Annotated in this window: 21 protein-coding genes; 10 read left to right on the forward strand and 11 right to left on the reverse strand. The window is 41.8% G+C overall.

Annotated elements, in window-relative coordinates; genetic code table 11:
- Positions 1 to 819: 819 nt before the first annotated feature.
- Positions 820 to 1,971, forward strand: a complete 1,152-nt coding sequence (locus tag LC608_RS18425; RefSeq protein WP_229554910.1) for an alanine--glyoxylate aminotransferase family protein — start codon at positions 820 to 822, stop codon at positions 1,969 to 1,971.
- A 438-nt stretch (positions 1,972 to 2,409) separates the two neighbouring features.
- Here LC608_RS18425 and LC608_RS18430 read toward each other — a convergent pair whose 3' ends face one another.
- From LC608_RS18430 to LC608_RS18455, 6 genes are all read right to left on the reverse strand, one after another.
- A complete protein-coding gene (locus tag LC608_RS18430; RefSeq protein ID WP_229554911.1) occupies positions 2,410 to 2,637 on the reverse strand; it encodes a DUF2949 domain-containing protein in 228 nt (75 codons plus the stop codon).
- 506 nt (positions 2,638 to 3,143) lie between these two features.
- Entirely contained in the window at positions 3,144 to 3,650 is a 507-nt protein-coding gene (locus LC608_RS18435; RefSeq protein WP_229554912.1) for a DUF192 domain-containing protein, read from the reverse strand.
- Between the two features lie 294 nt (positions 3,651 to 3,944).
- A complete protein-coding gene (gene nblR, locus LC608_RS18440; RefSeq protein ID WP_109009097.1) occupies positions 3,945 to 4,631 on the reverse strand; it encodes a response regulator transcription factor NblR in 687 nt (228 codons plus the stop codon).
- Between the two features lie 339 nt (positions 4,632 to 4,970).
- Positions 4,971 to 5,888: an NAD(+) kinase gene (locus LC608_RS18445; RefSeq protein WP_229554913.1), complete on the reverse strand. Its 918-nt coding sequence runs from the start codon at positions 5,886 to 5,888 to the stop codon at positions 4,971 to 4,973.
- Positions 5,889 to 6,017: 129 nt separating this feature from the next.
- A complete protein-coding gene (locus LC608_RS18450; protein WP_229554914.1) occupies positions 6,018 to 7,016 on the reverse strand; it encodes an SDR family oxidoreductase in 999 nt (332 codons plus the stop codon).
- Positions 7,017 to 7,261: 245 nt separating this feature from the next.
- Entirely contained in the window at positions 7,262 to 7,366 is a 105-nt protein-coding gene (locus LC608_RS18455; RefSeq protein ID WP_118167852.1) for a PetM family cytochrome b6-f complex subunit 7, read from the reverse strand.
- Positions 7,367 to 7,574: 208 nt separating this feature from the next.
- On the opposite strand from LC608_RS18455, the gene pdxA reads away from it, so the two are divergent.
- Positions 7,575 to 8,669 (forward strand): 4-hydroxythreonine-4-phosphate dehydrogenase PdxA, encoded by a 1,095-nt coding sequence (gene pdxA, locus LC608_RS18460; RefSeq protein ID WP_229554915.1) that lies wholly within the window; start codon positions 7,575 to 7,577, stop codon positions 8,667 to 8,669.
- A 78-nt stretch (positions 8,670 to 8,747) separates the two neighbouring features.
- Here the strand turns inward: pdxA and LC608_RS18465 are convergent, their stop codons facing one another.
- The 3 genes from LC608_RS18465 to LC608_RS18475 form a co-directional block, all read right to left on the reverse strand.
- Positions 8,748 to 9,026: an aspartyl protease gene (locus LC608_RS18465; protein WP_308189891.1), complete on the reverse strand. Its 279-nt coding sequence runs from the start codon at positions 9,024 to 9,026 to the stop codon at positions 8,748 to 8,750.
- Between the two features lie 93 nt (positions 9,027 to 9,119).
- Positions 9,120 to 10,106 (reverse strand): protein rep, encoded by a 987-nt coding sequence (locus LC608_RS18470; RefSeq protein WP_229554916.1) that lies wholly within the window; start codon positions 10,104 to 10,106, stop codon positions 9,120 to 9,122.
- 60 nt (positions 10,107 to 10,166) lie between these two features.
- A complete protein-coding gene (locus LC608_RS18475) occupies positions 10,167 to 10,397 on the reverse strand; it encodes a protein rep (protein WP_267871123.1) in 231 nt (76 codons plus the stop codon).
- 77 nt (positions 10,398 to 10,474) lie between these two features.
- On the opposite strand from LC608_RS18475, the gene LC608_RS18480 reads away from it, so the two are divergent.
- The 3 genes from LC608_RS18480 (at position 10,475) to LC608_RS18490 (ending at position 11,838) form a co-directional block, all read left to right on the forward strand.
- A complete protein-coding gene (locus tag LC608_RS18480; protein WP_229554917.1) occupies positions 10,475 to 11,011 on the forward strand; it encodes a hypothetical protein in 537 nt (178 codons plus the stop codon).
- A 154-nt stretch (positions 11,012 to 11,165) separates the two neighbouring features.
- On the forward strand, positions 11,166 to 11,480 hold the full coding sequence (locus LC608_RS18485) for a hypothetical protein (protein WP_229554918.1): 315 nt from the start codon (positions 11,166 to 11,168) through the stop codon (positions 11,478 to 11,480).
- Positions 11,470 to 11,838: a pentapeptide repeat-containing protein gene (locus tag LC608_RS18490; protein ID WP_229554919.1), complete on the forward strand. Its 369-nt coding sequence runs from the start codon at positions 11,470 to 11,472 to the stop codon at positions 11,836 to 11,838. Before LC608_RS18485 ends, LC608_RS18490 begins: the two co-directional genes overlap by 11 nt.
- Positions 11,839 to 11,969: 131 nt before the next feature.
- Here LC608_RS18490 and LC608_RS18495 read toward each other — a convergent pair whose 3' ends face one another.
- Positions 11,970 to 12,962, reverse strand: a complete 993-nt coding sequence (locus tag LC608_RS18495) for a LysR substrate-binding domain-containing protein (protein ID WP_229554920.1) — start codon at positions 12,960 to 12,962, stop codon at positions 11,970 to 11,972.
- A 280-nt stretch (positions 12,963 to 13,242) separates the two neighbouring features.
- Between LC608_RS18495 and LC608_RS18500 the strand changes: the two genes are divergently transcribed.
- The 3 genes from LC608_RS18500 to LC608_RS18510 all read left to right on the forward strand — a co-directional run bounded on the left by LC608_RS18500 (position 13,243) and on the right by LC608_RS18510 (position 15,446).
- Positions 13,243 to 13,932, forward strand: coding sequence for a cadmium resistance transporter (locus LC608_RS18500; protein WP_229554921.1), 690 nt, complete (start codon positions 13,243 to 13,245; stop codon positions 13,930 to 13,932).
- 100 nt (positions 13,933 to 14,032) lie between these two features.
- Complete coding sequence (locus LC608_RS18505; RefSeq protein WP_229554922.1) at positions 14,033 to 14,698, forward strand: hypothetical protein; 666 nt, start codon at positions 14,033 to 14,035, stop codon at positions 14,696 to 14,698.
- Between the two features lie 319 nt (positions 14,699 to 15,017).
- Positions 15,018 to 15,446 carry a YidH family protein gene (locus tag LC608_RS18510; protein ID WP_229554923.1) on the forward strand — a complete coding sequence of 143 codons (429 nt, stop codon included), beginning with the start codon at positions 15,018 to 15,020 and terminating at the stop codon, positions 15,444 to 15,446.
- Between the two features lie 8 nt (positions 15,447 to 15,454).
- Here LC608_RS18510 and LC608_RS18515 read toward each other — a convergent pair whose 3' ends face one another.
- On the reverse strand, positions 15,455 to 16,177 hold the full coding sequence (locus LC608_RS18515; protein ID WP_229554924.1) for a class I SAM-dependent methyltransferase: 723 nt from the start codon (positions 16,175 to 16,177) through the stop codon (positions 15,455 to 15,457).
- 327 nt (positions 16,178 to 16,504) lie between these two features.
- Here LC608_RS18515 and LC608_RS18520 point away from each other — a divergent pair, with 327 nt between their 5' ends.
- Positions 16,505 to 16,831 carry a hypothetical protein gene (locus LC608_RS18520; protein WP_229554925.1) on the forward strand — a complete coding sequence of 109 codons (327 nt, stop codon included), beginning with the start codon at positions 16,505 to 16,507 and terminating at the stop codon, positions 16,829 to 16,831.
- A gap of 57 nt (positions 16,832 to 16,888) precedes the next feature.
- Positions 16,889 to 20,125 (forward strand): tetratricopeptide repeat protein, encoded by a 3,237-nt coding sequence (locus tag LC608_RS18525; RefSeq protein WP_229554926.1) that lies wholly within the window; start codon positions 16,889 to 16,891, stop codon positions 20,123 to 20,125.
- Positions 20,126 to 20,467: the final 342 nt, after the last annotated feature.

Below are 20,467 nucleotides of genomic sequence, written 5' to 3' on the forward strand. Positions count from 1 at the left end.
TTTTGGCTTAAGGTCTAATTTAATTGCGGGAATTTATAATCACGAATTAGCGCTATAAGTGGACTAAAAAATTAAATTAATTCAGTTATTAACTAATAACTGAAACGTTGTTAGCTGCCATTTTTTTTAGCTAGCGATCGCTGGCTCATACTCAATCAAAAAGCTTGGTATGCTAATGATATTTTCACCACCTCAAATATAGGGAAAAGCAACCCTTGATTATACCACAAAATATTTATGCAAGAGTTCTATTCTTTAGAGGATGGCAATCGAAGAACAAATGCTCGACCCAAGCAGATTGAAAAGTTTAGGTTAGGTATCTTCTATCTCTTAGCAAACGGCGACATCCAACCCTTCCGCATAGTGTAGGTGGTTACCTCCTTTGTTGAAGCAAAACACAGCCTTTTCACTGACGATTTCCACGATATTCAAAACGATTTCGCGTGTTTATATAAAAACAACTGAGGCGGATTATGGGTAAGATTTAAAAATTTATTATACCTGTGCCTTATCTAGATAGACGTTTCACCTTTGGTTAAAATAGCCGCTCTCCTACGAGCAAACGCCTTAACCTGTTGTCTAGGTGTGTGGTAAGATTGCCTGGAACAGAGGTTTTATCTGAGTTGGAGTCTCGTATAAATTGCAAAGGTCAAGCTGACCGATCATTAACTCCCACGATACTTTTCCTATGGATTTGGAAAATATACAACAAGGCTGGTGACGAACTGAGTGGAATTTGTAGATGAATATGTAGAATTTGCTATCAGACTTAACCAACTCCCACAATTTTGACTTTTATTTGATTTTTAGGATACACACATGAACGACAAGCTGATGCTGATGATTCCAGGCCCAACCCCGGTGCCAGAAGCTGCCTTACTGGCATTAGCCAAGCATCCGATTGGACACCGCACCAGTGAATTTAGCAACATATTGGCAGAGGTGACGGAAAACCTCAAGTGGCTACATCAAACTCAAAGTGATGTGCTAACACTGAATGTTAGTGGTACTGGTGCTGTAGAAGCCGGAATAATTAATTTTCTCTCTCCAGGCGATCGCATTTTAGTTGGTTCTAATGGTAAATTTGGCGAACGCTGGGTAGAAGTTGGTCAAGCCTACGGTTTGAATGTAGAAGAAGTTAAGGTGGAATGGGGAAAACCCTTAGACCCCGCAGTATTCGCCGAAAAACTCCAAGCAGATACTCAAAAGCAAATTAAAGCCGTAATCATCACCCACAGCGAAACCTCTACGGGTGTTTTAAATGATTTAGAAACCATCAACCGCCACGTCAAAGAACACGGTGAAGCTTTAATTATCGTTGATGCTGTCACTAGCTTGGGTGCGTTCAATCTACCTGTGGATGCTTGGGGTTTGGATATAGTCGCTTCCGGTTCCCAGAAAGGTTATATGATTCCGCCGGGATTGGGTTTTGTCTCTGTCAGTCCCAAAGCTTGGGAAGCTTACAAAACTGCGAAGTTACCGAAATATTATTTGGACTTAGGCAAATATCGCAAAGCCACAGCCAAAAATACAACTCCATTTACTCCGCCTGTGAACTTGATTGTAGCGCTGCACACCACGTTGCGAATCATGAAAGAGGAAGGTTTGGAGTCAATATTTGCTCGACATGAACGGCTGAAAAATGCTACCCGCGCCGCCATTCAAGGGTTAAATTTACCCCTGTTTGCAGCAGATAGTTCCGCCAGTCCGGCGATTACGGCTGTAGCACCACAAGGAATTGAACCAGATAAGATTCGGTCATTGATGAAAAAACGCTTTGATATTGCCCTAGCAGGTGGTCAAGACCATTTGAGTAACAAGATTTTCCGCATTGGTCACTTGGGCTTTGTGAGCGATCGCGATATTCTTAGCTGTATCGCATCCTTAGAAGTTACCCTAAGAGAACTTGGCTACGAAGACTTCACCCCTGGATCTGGTATAGCGGCAGCAGTTAGAGTGTTTACACAATAGTCATTGGTCATTGGTCATTGGTCATTTGCAAAGGACAAAGGACAAATCAAAAGAGCGAGTTAAATTATCAACTCGCTCTTTTAATTTGTATATAAATGAGTAAAAACCGTCAAAGTTAATAAACCTATACAACCTTTGCACAAGGTAGAGTGAGTGTGACATGTCCCAATTCTCATAAATTATACCAAGTTGCTCTAAATAGTATTATTTGCTCTGGAGACAATCGGATAGCTTATTTAACACCAAACAAGACTAATTTTGGCAACTTAGCATGATACCGAATTGGTATAAATAGTATTCTTTCAGAGCCTGATAACAGCCTTTTGGTAGAGACTTTTAATCCAAAATCCAAAATCCAAAATTATTATGACTTTTGACTTCCCCATTCGCGTAGCGTCTGTCTGCGACACGCTGCGCGAACGCAGAGAAGGGGCTGACCTATGCCGTCTCCAGCCAATCATAAATTTGGTCTAACTGCTCTAGAGTAACTAATCCATACTGCCAAAGAATCATTGCCAAAGGGCCTGGGTCTTGCTCCCGATGCCGAAGCGCCACCGCCAGCGATGCTGTGGAAATTGCCAAATCTTCTTGCAAAAAATTAATCAGTCGAGAATATTTTGATTGTGCCATTTGTATCGCACCTCCTTGTGCAGAATGTATTGTCATATATCAGTTCACCATTGCTTGGTAGCCAGTAGCCAGTATTTTATCTGTCACTTTGCCGTTATCAGCTATACACCCCAGCAGAGTTTTTGTGATTTGCCTTTAACAAAGGCTTCTCATAGAAACTCTGAAAAATAAAAATTTTCTTACAAATTATCTGCTCAATTGTCAAGCAGTATTTTTACTTAGTTTAATTGGCTCCATTTTGTTTACTTTTGTGCCTTGTTTAATTACACATGGAGTAACAAAGATTCCATAGCCCATACTCTCTTATTGGCGACTATTTACACTTGCGCCCAAGGGAATATTTTTACCAAACCTTAAGACTCCGATTTCAGGTTCGAGACAGTAGAATTTTACATTATCACCACAGTTTTTAAATAGTAGCGTTACAGATGGATTTTTACCATAGGACGTGCCATTTTTTACAGAAAAAACATAGACTTCGATAGTATAGACTCTGAACAGAGCAACTATCCAAATCTTTATCTACGCAAATCAACGAAGTCTCAACGCTCAATTTTGACAATATCGCCCACTTTCAACTTCAACTCGGCAGCTCTGCCAGAGCGAAGTTCAATCACCTGATTGATTGGTGTATTGGGCCCATAGGTAGGACAAGGCTCACTTGCACAAGGAGGTGCAGCAGCCTGAATATATTTAACGACTCCGTTTTGTAAAAATACCATATCCAAGGGCACAGGTACATTCTTCATCCAGAAACTAATCGGTTGTGGTGAAGGGAACCCAAACAACATCCCCCGGTTGTCTGGCAAAGCTGGTCGATACATCAACCCCATAGCTTGTTGTTGTGGTGTCTGCGCCACTTCTAACTGAATGATTGTGCCATTAGGAACAATGGCTTTAGCAGAAATTGGTAGTTTTTGACCTAAGCTCTCTGGTGCTGGAGTTTGAGAATTAGAGGTGGGGGTGGGAGGTTTAGCTGTTGTTGGCACAGAACAGCCCATCAGTAAAATACTCAGCAACATTGAGAGCAAACTTAGTCGATGAGCCATAATTATTTTTGATTTTGTAATTTAGATTTCAATTTTACAGAATTTAAGCTAGAAAACTCACGGCTTTTATTCGTCCTTTCAAGAGGCAGGAGTAACCCACACCTTATGCAAGGTAGGATTGAAGCTTTGTGCTTCGTGGCACGGCGACGCTCGTAAGGGTTGCGTAAAGCCTACGGCATGGCTTCTCTACGAGACGCTACCGCGAACGCTTAGAGCGAGGTAGGAGCGTCTGACTCGCTCTAAGCGTACTCCTAGGTCGAAGCAAGCTACGCGTAGCGTCTCGTAGAGAGTGTACTAAGATTCTCTCAAAACGTATCCTACACCTCGCACCGTTTGAATAAGGCGCTTTTGTCCTTCATCTTCAATTTTTAGACGCAAGTAGCGGATATACACTTCAATTACATTGGACTCACCCAGAAAGTCGTAACCCCAAACATTTTCTAAAATTTGTTCGCGGGTTAACACCTCACGGGGATGTTCCATTAAGAATTTTAATAGTTCAAATTCTTTCATTGTCAAGTCAATCGCACGTCCGCTATGTATAGCACGGCGAGTTGCCATATCTAAAATCAGATCCCCAAAGCGTAACTGCTCCGTGGTGTCTACGTCAGGTTTTAAGTAGAGCCGAATCAACTTCAAAAAGTCTTCTGAGCGATAAGGTTTGAGGATGTAATCATCCGCTCCTGCTTCTAAACAAGCTACACGATCATCGACTGTATCCCTTGCCATTAAAATTAATACAGGCGATCGCATACCAGTGCTTCTCAGATTTTTGCACAATGAGAGTCCTGATTCTCCTGCTAACATCCGATCTAAAACAATTAAAGCAGGTTGGCGATCGCGACAGTGTTGTAAACCACTAGTCGCATCATGAGCCAAAATTGATTCATAGCCGGCTTCTTGCAAATCGCAAGAAAGCTGATTTGCTAGGCTCTCATCGGTTTCAATCACCAAAACACAGGGACTTGGAGCAACTGTCATAACAATTTTGGATATTGGATTTGGGATTGTAAAGATATTCCAGAGAAAATCTTTACATCAGTTATAAAGTGCAATTACGAGTTTTTAATGATGGAGCAATCCTGATTTGACACACTGCTAAGAATCTTTTAGCACGTTCAGGTATCAGCCATCTAATTCTGCGATGCAATCTTAATAACTAAATCCAAATACCATCTTTACACCAGTAATTCTGGAAGGAAATCAGTAAGTTGGGGAGTAGGGAGTAGGGAATAGGATGATGAGGGCGATGTAGCTTTAGCTTCCCGCAGGGTGGAAGTGAGGGAGAAGAATTAATAACCAATGCCCAATGCCCAATACTTAAGGCAATTCTACCGAAGTTGGTTTAGCAATATGTGGTAAACCCCAACCTAATTTTTCTCGTAAAACTCGGAAAAACTCAGGCGGTTGCAGGCGAATAAATCGAACACTATATTGCGATCGCTCCATATATACTCTATCTTCTGGTAGTACATAGCACCCTCCATTACCATCCACCACCATTACCAGCCGAGGAATGTTGACTGGGTAAATGTTGACCGATTCAGTATCTGGAAATACTAATGCTCTAGAAGCTAGGGAATGGGGACAAATGGGTACTAGCTGTAAAGCAGGTACGCCAGGGGTGACAACTGGGCCACCAGCACTCAATGAGTAAGCTGTAGAACCAGTAGGCGTAGAAACAATCACACCATCTGCTGCAATATCTACTGGCGCATGACGCCCTATGGCAATTTCAAAATGGCACATAGAGGTCAAAGGTTCCCGGTGCAGAACCATTTCATTCAAGCAGAGGGCTTCCCACAGCACTGCTTCTCCCCGAAGCACTTTGACGGTGAGCATGGCTCGTTCTTCAATTTCATACTCACCCGCCATTGCCTGTTCTAGTGCTTGGGGCAATTGATTCAGGAAGGTTTCTGTTAAAAATCCCATGTGGCCGGTATTCACTGTTAGCAGTGGAATACCACAGGGAGCCACCTGACGAGACGCTGCTAAAACAGTGCCGTCTCCCCCTAACACCACTGCAAACTCCATATCCGAGTCAAAACCAGGGGGCGTTAGACCGTCAATGGGGGTGTGGCATACAGGACTCTCCGGGTTAGAGTAGCCCAATATTCCACCGATACTCGATGTGACACGCACATCCCAACCGGCTGCGGTTAGCTTGTCTTTCAACTCGATAGCGACACGGCCGGCTATCGGTTTAACGTCATTGTAGATAATGCCTGCTTTCGGCACACTCAAATATCCAAGTTTAGGCGATGCTCTGTATTATTTAATCCTTACACATTTTGGTCATGTAGTCATTAATCTAGAGTCAAATATCCTGAGTCTAGAATTTAACGACTAATGTTTATTTTGTAATGACTATTGACTATTGGCTTTTGAAGACTGTTTAAAAGGAGTTTTTTTAGGTTTCTGCTTTTTATTTTTATTTTTCTGATAGTCTAACTCTTTGAGCTTCTTCATTATTCGGCTGAAGTACTCTTGTAGATAGCTTTCTAGGGTTGTGGTTTGTTGCGGATCTAAGCCAAAAACTTTGTATACTTCATCCATTGAAGCATTTAACTGTTTACCACTAGCCAATACTTCTGTAAATGCTAGCCTGTCTGCAACGTTCCATCCCCACTGAAAGAAGCGCATTAAGCCCCGCACAGCCCGCAGCAAGGTTATTGGCATCCGCGTTACTCTGGCATCTTTTCCAGATAAACGTTCGCACAGGTTGATGATTTCTTCTGCACTCCACGCACGAGTACCGACTACAGGAAAAGTTTGGTTTTGGGTTTCTGGCACACTCAATGCACGGATTGCGAACTTAGCAATGTCCTGAGTATCCATATAAGCGATGGGAGAAGAATTACCAGTCACCCAAACTGGCTGTGATTCCAAAATAGGAATCCCGTACTGACCGATTAATCCTTGCATAAACCCAGCTAGCCGCAAAATGGTATAATTCAAGCCAGATTCAGCCAGGAAGAGTTCTGTACACCGCTTAATTTCCATTAACGGCACTTCTGGGTATTTATCGGCATCTAATATTGAAAAGAAGATAAAACGCTCTACACCTGCCGCTTTTGCTGCTTGAATCAATGCTACTTTGCCGTCCCAGTCCACTTCTTTGATACTCAGTGAATCTGTAGGACGAGATGTTGACGCATCAATAACTTGGGTTACTCCAACTAAAGCTTCGGCTAAGGTATCGGGGTAACGTAAATTTCCCGGTACGAGTTCTGCACCCCATTCTTTGAGAAAAGCTGCTTTTTTACTGCTTCGGACAAGACAGCGTACCTTATATCCCTCATCGATTGCACGACGAGCCACTTGTCTTCCTAAGGTGCCAGTGGCACCGACGATTAATAATGTCATGAGGGTTGTAATAAATTTTATTGTTTTATGAAAAGAATGTTATCAGAATAACCTATGCAAACAAAACTTTACATCTTTTCTAAGAAAATCGTTTGTTATGGACAGACTCATGGAAAAATTGCTGTCCGTTTACCGGACAGCAATTTTCCTAGTTTGCGAAAAGTATGAACGCCAGATTGGGGCGAACAGAACTTTTCAAGGCAGAGGATAACCCCTTCCCTCCCAATAGCCAATTACCGTAGGGATTATTCTTCTGTGCCTTGAATTTTTAGTAACAACGCGCCTAAGCCCCAGCCTACGAAGATTAAACCGAAGGACAATAGAGCTGCATTTAAAAGTTCGCCGCCCATTGGTGTGATTCTCCTTATGCAAATTAGTGTGTGTAAACTAGGTCTAACAGAAGCTTTTGAATTGTTGCTGTAGGATTAGACCTGTGTAAATAATTTTAAACTAGTTTAGCAAGTAATCCCTACTCGTTTGGGGGGCAATCCCTACTATAGAGGGGGAGAACAGGGGGATGGGGAAAACGTTTGATGATAATTATTATGAATAAATTTTATGTATCAAAATAATTTAGATAATCTAGTGAATTTTACCAAAAAAAATCGCCCACGTTTGGCGTTGACGTTGGGAGATCCGGCGGGAATTGGGCCGGAGGTAATTTTGAAAGCTTTAGCAGAACCGGAAATTAGTAAAAAATATGACGTTACAGTGGTAGGAAACCGGGACTTGCTGGCACAAATTTATCACAAACTGAATTTAACTGAGAATTTAGCACCTTTGGCAAATCCAGACGAGTTGTCAATTATTGATGTGCAGTTGGATGAAGGAATTCAAGGTGAAATTATCGCCGGAATAGGTAATGCGGCCAGTGGTGCGGCTAGTTTTGCGTATATGGAATGTGCGATCGCTCAAACACTCGCTGGTAAATTTGATGCTATTGTCACAGGGCCGATCGCTAAATCTGCTTGGAAAGCCGCAGGGTATAATTATCCAGGGCAAACGGAACTTTTGGCAGAAAAATCAGGTGTTAGCCGTTTTGGGATGTTATTTGTAGCGCGATCGCCCCATACTAATTGGATACTCCGCGCAATACTAGCTACTACACATATTCCCCTAAGTCAAGTCGCTGATACGTTGACACCGCAGTTGCTGACACAGAAATTGGATTTGCTGGTGGAGTGTTTAGAGAAAGACTTTGGGATAGAAAATGGGAGAATTGCGATCGCAGGTTTAAATCCCCACAGTGGCGAACAGGGACAACTTGGACATGAAGAACAGGATTGGTTAATTCCCTGGTTGGAGGAAGAACGGCAAAATAGACCACAATTACAGCTAGATGGGCCGATACCGCCAGATACGATGTGGGTTAAGCCTGGTCAAGCTTGGTATGGAAATTCTTTAGTACAAAATCCTGCTGATGGCTACTTGGCACTTTACCACGACCAAGGCTTAATTCCTGTAAAGCTGATGGCGTTTGATCGGGCAGTTAATACTTCTATTGGCCTTCCTTTTGTTCGGACTTCCCCAGATCATGGAACAGCGTTTGATATTGCGGGTAAGGGAATTGCTGATGCTACGAGTATGAAAGCAGCGATACATTTAGCGGCTGAGTTGGTTAGTCAAAGATTGGCTAAGAAAAATTATCAATGATTATGTCTAGAAATATAACTGATCACAAAGTACTAATTAAAAGTCTCTAAGACGCATTACAGTATTTTACTCATAATCTCAACTGTTTCCCAGTGTTAACACTCCCGCCGGAAAATCCACCACTAAACGTCGATTTTTTAGCCACTGACGGCCGAGTAAAAGTTCCGAAACTCCATCGCCTGCATAAACCGGGATATTAAACTCTTGTCCATCTATTCGGACTTTTCCAGCGTAGATATCAAACTTTGCTTCCCCCTTTGCTAGTTGCATATTTTGTTCACCTAAATACACCCAATTAAATTCCTCTAAATCCTGCTTCTCAATGGCTAGCCAGCCTGAAAATCCTGTATATAGCATGGCATCGACAGATAATTCTACACCATCTACAGTTCTAAACTTATGTAATCCTTTTCATGTAAGGATTATGAGGCTGTTCTTGTATCGCTGATGTCACTCTATATTAAATCTTTGTAACTTGCGCTCCCATCGGAAATACAAACTTTCTCCATCCACCTCATCTGTCTCTTCACTTTCATCAATGAGGTCTTGGTTTTTCTCCTCTAATTCGCGCATATACTGCCTGAGTATACCCCCAACAGCGATCGCTCTACTTTTATGTAACTGACGGGTTAACTCTAAAAACCATTCCCTATCACCCACCAAATCTGACTCTTTCACCTGATACTTGAGAATTTCTGGGATAAGTAGTGAAGGGTTATGATGTTTTGCGATCGCGCTAGTATGAACAACAGGCTGATAATCAATCCGTAAGCACTGCTGCCATAACGTTACCCATTTGGCATGAGAAAGATAGCTATGACTGAAATACGAAGGCGGCACCATTGCCAAAATATGTAAATGCGGGTGTGCTGAGACTCCATCTCTACCTTTAGTTACTTCGATAGATTTCACCCAACCTTTCGCAGGCCATGCTTTCAATTCAGTGAATCGCTTAAAAGCTTTATTTATCGAATCCAAGTTTTCCTTGAGTTCTTCAATCTGGCAATTTTTTACAGTCAAGGTAACAAATAACCAACGGTGCTTGGGATAATCAGTAACAACCTGTGGGAGAATTTTGTAAGCCCTTGCTTTCCACATGAGTGATCGCCGCCACTGACAAACCGGACAATGACGAACTCTACAGAATCGTGCATCTGATAGCTTTAACTTGAAAATACCTTCCGATTCATCTGGCACTAATTGAAACTTTAGCAACTCGGAACATATCCTCATTCGCCAAGCATACTGCTGAAAATAATCTTCGTCTGCTTTGGCATAATAATGCAAGACTTTATCAATATTACTTCTGTGCTTGTCCCAGATTTTACCTATAGGCGAAACTTTAGATAAGCTCTGTACATTTTGATTTTGTTGGAACTTATTTTGAGACGATATATTAAAAGCAATAAAGTTATTGTCTGAGGTTTGAGCAAACACGAAATCACCGAATCAGTTTGTATCAACGCCCCAAACTAACGCAAATTATACGCTCAAGCCTCAGTAACAGTATCTAGGGAAATATGAAGGTAACATCATTGCCAAAATATGTAAATACGGGTGTGCTAAGACTCCATCTTTACCTTTAGCCACTTCTGTAAACTTCACCCAACCTTTCGCAAACCATGCTTTTAATTCATTCAATTTCTTAAAAGCCTTATTCATCGAATCCAAGTTTTCCCTGAGTTTCTGAATCTGGCAATTATTAAAAGCAATTTCGTCTTTGTCCAACCATAGATAGCCTTGGCCCGGAAAACATGTCAGATTACTTGAATAAGTACCAAAAGTCTGACAGGAAAACCATACTAATGAGAATTTGGGCTACTACTGCTGTGCTAGTTTCTTCTTGGCTAATATTTGGCGTCATAGGTTCTAAGCCAATCAACGCTACTTCTGTTTTGGTGGAAAATGTTATCTCATCTCCTGCACCAACCAATACAAAACAGATTACTGTTAGTAACACTGAGTTCGGGCTGAAGAGAGTTGACGCCAAAGGGAACGTTACCATTTTGCGGACAACAAAAGTGCCACTTCAGCAAGGAAACGCCTACGGATGGCGGATTAAGCTCAAAGACTACCAAGGTGAAGTGAAATGGCGCGAAGTCTTGCGTTTACCAAAACCTCCAGAAACTTGGGGTACAGATAACGGTGAAGACTTTTCAATATCAGCAGATGGCACTACATCTGTGACACGGCGCACACAGTCGGCTCCAAACGGTGTGATTGAGAATTTTTGGACGATCGCTCCTGGCGATCCGCTTGGTAAGCATAGAATAGAGGTTTATATTGATGACCGTTTGATCGGTACTTTCGAGTTTGAAATTGTTCCAGTAAAGCAGATATGAAGGGCATTGGGCATATGGAGAAGAGGCAGAGGGGCAGGGGGAAGGGTGCAGAAAAGAGGAACATCCCCCTACTCCCTTGCTTCTTCTTTTCCCCTTAAACTTAAGCTGGAGAGTATCTTAGAGATAGAAGTTTGATTCTTGTTGGGTGGCGATCGTGAATACAGAGGAATTCCTGCGATTGATCGAAAATCAGCGCCCATGTCTTCAGACACTGCCAAAAGGTCTGCAAGCAATGTGGTATGACAACAAAGGTGATTGGAACAAAGCTCATGAAATAGTTCAAAATGCCAGCGATGCTGATAGTGCCTGGGTTCATGCTTACCTGCACCGCAAAGAAGGCGATTTGAACAATGCCCATTTCTGGTATCGTCGCAGTGGTCAGTCAGAGTTTTTAGGAGAACTAAGCCAGGAATGGGAACAAATAACTTCTGTATTGCTAAGGAAGGTGAACGCAACGCATGAATGCTGAGGAATTAAAACGGCGTTTTGCCGCAGGAGAAAGATATTTTCCAGCCGTCAACTTGAGTAGGAACAGGCTGATTGGAGCCTATTTGCCTGGAATCAATTTATGGGGTTGTGACTTGAGTGGAGCGAACCTAGCTAAAGCTAAACTCTGGGGAGCAGATTTAAGTAGAGCTAACTTAGCCAAAGCAAACTTGACCAGAGCTAATTTGAGCGGTGTCAAACTCAATGAAGCAAATCTCCGGGGAGCAAAACTCAACTATGCCAAGTTGTATGGAGCGAATCTGACTGGTGCTTACTACGATGACAGCACGCGGTTTTCTAGAGGTTTTGACCCCATTAGTCAAAATATGCGAAAGGTGTGAAGGGGACTGGGGATTGGGGACTGGGGATTGGGGACTGGGAAAAAGTTTTTTAAAATTGGTGGTGGGTAAGAGCAACCACCATAATTTTTTGATTTGGTATCTAATCCCTAATTCCGAGTCCCCAGACCTTTTTAAATAACTGATTTTGATACATGTTGATGTGAGCCATCTAACATAGACGATATCAACATTTGTTCAAAAACTTTGGAAAGAGCAGTTTGAAAACGTTGACGATGCTTGAGTTTGAAAAAAGGTCGAACTATTTCTGCGTAGGCGTAGCCAGCCCTAGGCATCGCACCGTTACTCTCTCTATTATCAATCACTCGAATTGCCCGCAGAGTTCCCAACTGGATTTCTTTTTTTACCATCAACTCAGAAATTCCAATTGCACCGACCCCTTCTTCGATCGCTGCTTTTGTCATCTCTCCACTATTGAACACTAAAATTACATCCAGTTCACTAAGATTAATTCCCCAATTTTGTAGGGCTTCCTCAAACCTTTGCTGGGTTCCAGAACCTGGTTCTCGCATCACCCAAAGGGTTTGAGTTAATTGGCTTAAGTCAATTTCTCCCCACTCAAACCAAGGATGTTTTTGACCTACTACAATTTGTAAGCGATCGCTCCCCACTATTTCATACTCTAGAGTACTTTGAAGCGCTGGCTTCACATCTCCTTCTACTAAACCCAAATCAAACTGTCCTGTCGCCGTTCCCATACAAATCTCTTCTGTATTGGCAAGGCTACAGTTAATCTGGATACCCGGATATTGGCTTTTAAACTCACTAATCTTACTTGGTAGCCAGTAGTTACCAATTGTCAGACTTGACCCTAATTTCAACTCACCCCGTTGCAGATTGTTCAATTCTCGCAATCCCCTTTCAGTCAAGGAAACTTGATCGAGAATTTTCTGTGCTTCCACTTGCAGTAATTTGCCAGCCTCAGCAATCTCGATATGACGGCCAATCCGATGGAACAGTTTCACTCCGTATTCTTGCTCTAAGTTGTGGATTGCTGCGCTGACGGCAGGTTGTGTAATATAAAGCTCCTCTGCTGCGCGAGTAAAGTGTAAGTGCTGCGCCACAGCCAGAAAAATCTTTAACTGCTCAAGCGTCATTCCTGCCATTTATGGTATCCCTACAACTTGGTGTAAAATTTTTAATCACTTTCATTTATCATTTTGACAAACAAAAGCATTTGATTCTATCGGTTAGTTTGACTAAAGTATAAATCAAAGCTTCGGCACAGACTCAAACGACCAAGTAGAGAGCAGGGGAGGCAGGGGGAGCAGGGGGAGCAGGGAGCAGGGAGCAAGGGAGAAGAGTTTTCCCTCTACCCCCCGCACCCTGCCCCTCTGCCTCTTTCCCATGCCCAATGCCCAAGCATGAAAATAAGGACTTCCACAAATGAGCGATTTCGTAACTGCAATTATCACAGGGATTACCGCATTCACTGCCACCAACATCGATGATATCGTCATTCTGACGTTGCTTTTTTCACAAATAAATAAAACGTTCCGCAATCGTCACATCTTTGCTGGCCAGTATCTCGGTTTTGCTGCATTAATTATTGCTAGCCTTCCCGGTTTTTTCGGTGGACTAATTATACCGCAAGACTGGATTAGACTACTTGGTTTAATGCCAATAATCATTGGTGTGAGTAGTTTACTAAAACGCGAAGAGGATTCACCAGAGGAATCTGAAGAAGAAACCGAACCGTCTTGTCCCTCTATACTTGCCAGTTTTATCTCTCCACAAACATGTAATGTAGCTGCGATCGCCTTTGCCAATGGTAGTGATAATATCAGCGTCTACGTGCCCCTGTTTGCCAACTCAGAATTAGATAGTCTGCTGGTAATACTAAGTGTATTTTTTACAATGGTAGGTGTCTGGTGTTATACCGCTTACAAGTTAACTTACTTGTCTGCGATCGCCCACTTTTTAACAGAGAATGGCAATACTTTTGTGCCATGTATATTGATTGGACTCGGTATATTTATTGTTACAGAGAATGTTACTTGGACTCTTTTATCTGTAGTTTCTAGTTATATATTTTCATTGATTTTAGGTTTCAATACTCAGCCATCGATTGAATAACAAGAAAAACTAAGTATCTAAGTAGAGGTGCATCATGATTTTTTTTACTAAAATCAATTCCAAACTGCAAAAAATATTATCCATCAACAGGAATCAAAACATGAAAATCTGGAAATCTCTGCTAATTGTCTTGATGATTTTCGTGAATCTCGCCTTTGCTCAACCTTCTTTTGCTGATCGACCGAAGTTTAGCAAAAACCCTGACTATATCGAAGTGACTAAAGCTCTGAAAGAACTCTCTCAGACAAAAGATGCCCAAACTCAAGTTGAAGGTCTTACACCAGAAGAAATTCAAAAGAGAACCGAAGAATTAACACTGCAAAAATATGCTTTAGAGACGGGAATCAACTGGGGTCAATGCGAGAACCAAACAGGTAATACCATAGCTGTATATGGCAAAAGACCAAATGATGAAGACGAAGAAGAAGATGCCGTATACGACAATAACCTGTATTTTCTAGCTAATGGTCAGTCCACTAAAAATAACTGGGATTGTGATGGCATCTATCTAGCGAATGATGTCAAAGTAGCAAATTTCACTTCTAATCCTAATGGGCAAGGTCAAGAATTGACAGGACCGATTGCTCTAAAAATACTTGATGGAACTCAGTTGGTGATTAAAACAAATCCAGATACTGGTGCGATTGACTTAAATGTTCCGACTGTGAAAGTTCTTAACAGCAAAACGGCTAATTGGTTTATCCCAGATATATCGCAGGCTCTCATAAATACACGAGTTCCTAATGCGCCTAGCAATCAGTCTTGAGATAGAACTGCATAATCTATTTTTGAATAATTGTTCTCAATTTAAATAGGGTAACAGCCAAAATCAGAGGATAAACCTGACTTGCACTGGTAAAAACCTCTCTGATATTGGCTGTTTTTTTCACTTTATCTATCCTCAATCTTAGGCTTGTTTTATTTAGATATCTGCATTAAAATAAATTTTGAGAAAAAAGTACAATCACAACAGGTATATTTCATTAGCGCAACTATTGCGCTGGGTGCAAGTCATCTGGAAGGAGATTTGCTATTACCTCCACATTTTTTTGATAAGAGCCGCTTTGGGGATAAAGGTGTTATTGATGCAGTTAAAATCGAAACCTACAGAAGAAGATAAAGATAAAAAAAAGCCAGGACGACTGAATCCGTCCCGAATTCGAGATCACTTGGCAAATGAACGTACTTACCTCGCTTGGATGCGGACAGGGATCGCTCTTTTAGGTTTTGGTGTCGTCATCGTGCGTTTGCGTGCTTTCCAAGTACCTTTAATGCCGCGTCCTGGCAACGGCTGGAAGTTAGGTTTAGTCTTCTCGTTGGTGGGTTTGATTACCGTGTGGCTATCAACGGCACACTATTTCGCAGTCCGCCGTGATATCGAAGAAGATACTTATGAACCGACAGACCGTTGGGTGTTGCTGTTCAGTATCGCTGTGATGATTCTCGGCGCTGGAGTAATCTATTTTGTTTTTACAACTTCTTTAGATCCATCAAGTCCACTTATTCCTGAGTAATAGTATTTTTAAAACCGCACTTTATATAACTCGAATAGTTCCCCTGATTTGTGCGTTACGACTTTAGCACCAGCCGCTTTAATCATTTTTTCCCACTTACCTAAAGGCTCTAAAAACACCTCAGCCCCCAAATAGGTTTCCAAAACTGCCCAATCTTCTGCTAAAGGCTGTTCTGGATTGAGAACGTCAAACACAAAATGTCCACCTGGTTTTAATACGCGCTTGACTTCTGCTAGTACAGCATTCCAGTATTCGAGGGGAAAATAGCAGCTAAATCCTGTGGCGATCGCTAGATCAAACTGCTCTGGTGAGTAGTTTAACTGATGAGCTGCTCCCAACTCAACACCTTTGAACAGCTTAGAATTCAACTGTGGCCCACGCGAATTAAGAGTATCCCGTGCCACATTACTGATTTCTTGCCCATGAAAAAATGCTTGCCAATCCCGCCAAGGATAGATTAAAAAGCTGATACCACAGCCAATATCTATACAGTGCTGGTTCTTTTTAGGTTCAGCAACTTCCCAGAAAGGGGAAGCAATTCTCCCTGAGAAACTACCTCCAATCCACTCCCGGAATATCGGCATCGCCTGTACTTCTGCTGGGAGTTCAAAGGTTTCACGTTGATACTCCCGGTTAAAGCGATAGGCTATTTGGCCTAATCTTTCGTCCCAGTTGCTTGATTTAGGTGAACTAAAGAGATTTTGGAACTGCGAATCGGACTTTTTAGACATTAGATTTTTATTACTTTTTAACTACTTTAATCCAGTTCTAGTGTAGACAAAGTGCAAGCAGTAAGTTCTATGTTTTCATTGCCAGCGTACCGCTACGGACGGTATTAAATGTAAAGCGGTTGGTTCTTTATTTCTTGCACTATCGACACATCTTTATACAGAATGGATATTACCTATTCCCACTGCTGATGCTTCAGTCTTGAGAGCGAAAATTACGATTTGATGTGAAGCATAACGAAGCTTTAAGAAGATACAGCATAGGCAGGCTGAGAAATTGCCTTGGGATGTTGTTTAAAATAAGCCTGGAGTTACTTGCAGATTAACACTATGGCAGAAATTCAGTTGGCGATTGAGGGTGAAGATGCGATTGCAGCAACAGAGGCGCTTTTGGCAATTCCTGGTATATCTGGTAACTATGCAGTGAATTCAGATACACCGGAAAGAGAAGGAGTAACAGCAACAGTTGCTACCATCGTTGGTATTGTTGGGGGTGCGATCGCAATTGCTGAACAAATCCGCAAGTGGTATCAAGAATATAAAGCCAAACAGTCTGGTAAAAGAATTGAAAAGGTGTTGATTGTCGGGCGCAATGGCAGACGACTCCTTTTAGAAGATGCAACCTTAGAAGAGATTCGCCAAATTTTAGAATCGTAGAGACGGAATTGGGGGTGGTAAACTTGGGGTAAATACTGAAGTCGCAGGATTCAGAACGTGCAGACACTCCACCTCGACCTCAAGCCAGTTGATGGGAATTACGTAGAGTTACGTTACTTTATTGATAATCCAAACCAGTATCAGAAACGATCGCTTCCTATAACAGAAATCGCCGATTTGATTAAGTTGGCTGAAAGAGATTATTACGTTTCCTTTTTCCCAGAGGATTATATAGTAACTGGACGGCGATTGTATAACTGGTTGGATGGGAATGATCGCTGGTTGCAACCCCTGCTAGATAAGTATCGGCGTGAGGGGATTGTATTCGCGATCGCTACAACCGAAAAACTTGCTCATCTACCTTGGGAAGTGCTACACGATGGCAATAGTTTTTTAGTGCAGCGTGTCCCGGCTATTGTCCCGGTGCGGTGGGTGTCGGATAGTACGGTAAAAAAATTGACCATTGAAGGGGAACCAGAAAACCGGGCGCTGCAAGTTTTGTTTATGGCGACTTCGCCGTTGAATGTCGAGCCTGTGCTGGATTTTGAGGGAGAGGAAGCACGGATTTTGGAGGCGACAAAGCGGCAACCTTTAGCGCTGACGGTGGAAGAAAGCGGCTGTTTGTTGGAGTTGGGTTATTTAGTTGATGGTTACGGCGGGGATTATTTTGATGTTTTACACCTGACGGGTCATGCTACTTTACAAGATGGGCAACCGCGCTTTATTACAGAAACGGCAACAGGTGAAGCTTTCTATGCCAGTGCTGGGGATATCGCCCAAGAATTACAATTTCGATTGCCTAAACTCATTTTCCTCTCTGGTTGTCGCACTGGGCAAGCTGGCAATGGCGGTTCTGTGCCGTCAATGGCTGAAGAATTGCTGAAATCGGGTGCAAAAGCGGTTTTGGGTTGGGGTCAAAATGTTTTAGATCCTGATGCTACAGCCGCAGCAGCCGCATTATATGAGGAATTATCAGCCGGAAAGCAAATCATCGAGGCTGTTGCTTGTACTTATCAAACATTAATTAAGAACAAAGCGCGGGATTGGCATTTATTGCGGCTGTATGCAGCAGACAATTTACCGAGTTCATTAGTCACGCCTTTGCGGACTCGTGGACGAAAACCAGCACCACCGCTTTCTGTTTCTACCCAGTTTTTAGATCCTGCGGGTAAGGTGAAAGTCCCGACGCGAGAGAGTTTTGTTGGTCGTCGCCGGCAATTGCAAAATTGTTTGCGGGTGCTGAGTCAACCAAGTGATGAAGTTGGGGTGTTGATTCATGGCATGGGTGGTTTGGGTAAAAGTAGTTTAGCAGCTAGGCTTTGTGACAGACTGCCCAATTTTGAGCGTGTTGTCTGGGTGGGGAGAATTGATCAAGCTAGTTTGGTGAGTCGTTTGGCTGAAGAGTTGGATGACAACGAACAACGCAAAAGCTTACAAAATTACGATGAAGAATTGAAATATCGGCTGCGGCGAGTTTTCGAGGAGTCGCATGAAGAAGCGAAGCCGTTTTTGTTGGTGTTGGATGACTTTGAAGTGAATTTAGAACCTCGCGATCAGAATTATGTCTTGCAATCAGAAGCAGCAGAGGTAATGAAAGCTTTAGTTTGGGCAATTAGAGAAAATTCCACTTCCCACCGCATCATTATTACCTGCCGTTACGATTTTGAATTTACCCAATTGCAGCATTTCTATAAACAGCCGTTGGAGGGAATGCGAGGCGCAGATTTGCGAAAAAAGTGTAATCTCCTCACTGCCTTTGGTGCAGAATCTCAGGTGGATGAGGCGTTAAAATCACAAGCGCAGAAGTTGGCGGATGGTAATCCCCGCTTGCTGGAATGGTTGGATAAGATTCTGCAAAATACAACTGTTGATGTGGGGGCAATTCTCAATAGTTTGGAAGCAGATCGACGAGTGGAGTTGCGAGAGCAAGTTTTGGCAGAAGCGTTGCTGGAACAGATAGATACAACTATGCGGGAGATGTTGTCACGGGGTTTGGTGTTTGAGTTGCCAATACCGAGGGAAGCTTTAGCCGCAGTTTGTGAGACTATCCCCAATTTGGAACATTACATTAATCAGGCAGTGGCGTTGGGACTGTTGGAAGTGAATCATGATGAGGCGTTACGAGTGCCACGCATTTTGCCCCTACTTTTAATACAAGATAAAAATTTATACAGTCTAGCTGTAAAGATCCTCAATCAAATTTGGCGAGTAGAAACAGAAGGTAATCTAACAGAAGATAAATGTATTGAAATTCATAGATTGGCTTTATTAGGTGGAGAAAAAAATATAGCTATTGAAACTTGTTCTGCTCTTGCCTTTTTTAGACAAGGATTGAGCCTCTATCGTGATGCGGTTAATATCTGTCAAGTTACTTTAGAAATTTTTAAAGATTGGAGTATTTTGAATGAACTGGCGCGTGCAGAAAAACAACTTGGTGATACTAAAAACGCATTGTACCACTATCATGAAGCTTTAAAGCTATGCCCCCTATATAATAAAAAACAAAGGGCAACAATCCTACATAATTTATCCATTATTTATATTGAGACAGGTAAACAAAAACAAGCCATTTACTTTAATAAAAAATCTTGGAAAGTTTCTCAGGAAATTAATAACTATGAAAATTTAATGATGGTTTCTCATGGAATGGCAATTATTTGTACACAGCAAGGTAAACTAAATGAAGCTATTGAATATTACGAAAAAGCTTTAGAAGCTGCTGATAGAATTGAAGAAAAAGTAATTGTAACTCAAAAACCTAGATATAAAGCAATTTGCCTCAATAACATCGCTTATATTCATACATTAAATGGGCATTTTGAGGCAGCAATTTCTTTATATGAAAAATCTATTCAAGTAATGGAAGAATTAGGAGATATTAAAAATCAGGCAGTGACCCTAAACAACATTGCTCAAATTTATATATCACAAGGATTAATTAATCAAGCTGTACCTTTTATTTTACAATCTCTGACATTAAAAGAGAGCATTGGAGACCTAAAAGGACAGTCAGCATCGTTACATAATTTAGCTTATATACATATTATACAAGGGCAAGTTGATCAAGGAATAGCTTTATGTGAAAAAGCCCTCCAAATTTCACGGCAAATCCATCATGCTGAAGGTCAAGGGTATTCTCTGATGATGCTTGGAGAAATAGTCGCTATAAAAAGAAGCTTTTCAGTGGGCATGGCCTATTTAGATGAGGCTATCAATATCTTCCAACAACTAAATTCTCCGCATACAAAGAAAGTACAAGCAATTATTGATTACTTATTATCCACGAGGCTTTGAACTCCATTAATGAGCCTTTGATACTCATTAAAGAGGCTTTGAACTCCATTAATGAGCCTTTGATACTCATTAAAGAGGCTTTGAACTCCATTAATGAGTCTTTGATACTCATTAAAGAGGCTTTGAACTCCATTAATGAGGCTTTGATACTCATTAAAGAGGTTCTGAACTCCATTAATGAGGCTTTGAGCTTCATTAAAGGGTCTTTGAACTCCATTAATGAGTCTTTGATACTCGTTCAGCAGTTTTTTAGACTTGTGGCTTGGTTGTGGGAGATTGCGATCGCCATAATAGTACACCACGGCGTAAATAGAGCAACCATTTAAAATACCTAAATAGCTT

This window comes from Nostoc sp. XA010, assembly GCF_020829625.1.
In the GTDB taxonomy this organism is placed as follows: domain Bacteria; phylum Cyanobacteriota; class Cyanobacteriia; order Cyanobacteriales; family Nostocaceae; genus Nostoc.

Excerpts from the sequence above, each read along its gene's own strand:
- LC608_RS18425 (WP_229554910.1), top strand. The coding sequence starts at position 820 with ATGAACGACAAGCTGATGCTGATGATTCCAGGCCCAACCCCGGTGCCA.
- LC608_RS18430 (WP_229554911.1), bottom strand. The coding sequence starts at position 2,637 with ATGACAATACATTCTGCACAAGGAGGTGCGATACAAATGGCACAATCA.
- LC608_RS18435 (WP_229554912.1), bottom strand. The coding sequence starts at position 3,650 with ATGGCTCATCGACTAAGTTTGCTCTCAATGTTGCTGAGTATTTTACTG.
- nblR (WP_109009097.1), bottom strand. The coding sequence starts at position 4,631 with ATGACAGTTGCTCCAAGTCCCTGTGTTTTGGTGATTGAAACCGATGAG.
- LC608_RS18450 (WP_229554914.1), bottom strand. The coding sequence starts at position 7,016 with ATGACATTATTAATCGTCGGTGCCACTGGCACCTTAGGAAGACAAGTG.
- LC608_RS18455 (WP_118167852.1), bottom strand. The coding sequence starts at position 7,366 with ATGGGCGGCGAACTTTTAAATGCAGCTCTATTGTCCTTCGGTTTAATC.
- pdxA (WP_229554915.1), top strand. The coding sequence starts at position 7,575 with ATGTATCAAAATAATTTAGATAATCTAGTGAATTTTACCAAAAAAAAT.
- LC608_RS18465 (WP_308189891.1), bottom strand. The coding sequence starts at position 9,026 with ATGCTATATACAGGATTTTCAGGCTGGCTAGCCATTGAGAAGCAGGAT.
- LC608_RS18480 (WP_229554917.1), top strand. The coding sequence starts at position 10,475 with ATGAGAATTTGGGCTACTACTGCTGTGCTAGTTTCTTCTTGGCTAATA.
- LC608_RS18490 (WP_229554919.1), top strand. The coding sequence starts at position 11,470 with ATGAATGCTGAGGAATTAAAACGGCGTTTTGCCGCAGGAGAAAGATAT.
- LC608_RS18495 (WP_229554920.1), bottom strand. The coding sequence starts at position 12,962 with ATGGCAGGAATGACGCTTGAGCAGTTAAAGATTTTTCTGGCTGTGGCG.
- LC608_RS18500 (WP_229554921.1), top strand. The coding sequence starts at position 13,243 with ATGAGCGATTTCGTAACTGCAATTATCACAGGGATTACCGCATTCACT.
- LC608_RS18505 (WP_229554922.1), top strand. The coding sequence starts at position 14,033 with ATGAAAATCTGGAAATCTCTGCTAATTGTCTTGATGATTTTCGTGAAT.
- LC608_RS18510 (WP_229554923.1), top strand. The coding sequence starts at position 15,018 with ATGCAGTTAAAATCGAAACCTACAGAAGAAGATAAAGATAAAAAAAAG.
- LC608_RS18515 (WP_229554924.1), bottom strand. The coding sequence starts at position 16,177 with ATGTCTAAAAAGTCCGATTCGCAGTTCCAAAATCTCTTTAGTTCACCT.
- LC608_RS18520 (WP_229554925.1), top strand. The coding sequence starts at position 16,505 with ATGGCAGAAATTCAGTTGGCGATTGAGGGTGAAGATGCGATTGCAGCA.